The sequence below is a fragment of the Psychrobacter sp. NZS113 genome (genome assembly GCF_015864825.1).
Taxonomy (GTDB): Bacteria; Pseudomonadota; Gammaproteobacteria; order Pseudomonadales; family Moraxellaceae; genus Psychrobacter.
Genome location: NZ_JADYWL010000026.1, coordinates 1 through 619 on the forward strand (window position 1 = coordinate 1; position 619 = coordinate 619).

The following is a 619-nucleotide window of genomic DNA, read 5'->3' on the forward strand; positions in this document are numbered from 1 at the left end:
AAACAGCGGGTTTTACATTACCACTTATTGAGCGTTTGTCGTCAGGCCCTAAAGCTAAAAGTAACCACGTACGTGCACTTATTTTAACGCCTACACGTGACCTTGCTTTGCAAGTAAGCGAAAACGTTGAAGAGTACGCTAAGCATTCTGATGTGAGCTCATTTGTAGTTTACGGTGGCGTTAAAATTAACCCACAAATGCAGCGTCTTCGTAAAGGTGTTGATATTTTAGTAGCAACGCCGGGTCGTTTAATCGACTTACATAATCAAAATGCAGTTAAATTTGATAGCGTTGAAGTGCTTGTACTCGATGAAGCTGACCGCATGTTAGACATGGGCTTTATTCACGACATTAAACGCTTAATTGCTAAAATGCCTGCTAAACGTCAAAACTTGATGTTTTCGGCTACATTTTCAGATGAAATTCGAGCATTAGCAAAAGGGTTAATTAATGACCCAGTTGAAATTTCAGTTGCAGCAAAAAATACCACTGCAAAAAGTGTTACTCAGTGCGTTTACGCGGTAGATAAAACACGTAAAACAGCATTGCTAAGCCACTTAATTCGCACTAACGATTGGCAACAAGTATTAGTGTTTAGCCGTACAAAGCACGGTGCTAA

Annotated in this window: 1 protein-coding gene; it reads left to right on the forward strand. The window is 39.9% G+C overall.

Annotated elements, in window-relative coordinates; all coding sequences use genetic code 11:
• On the forward strand, window positions 1-619 hold a 619-nt coding region (locus I6E61_RS13985; RefSeq protein ID WP_197135302.1), incomplete at both ends, for a DEAD/DEAH box helicase.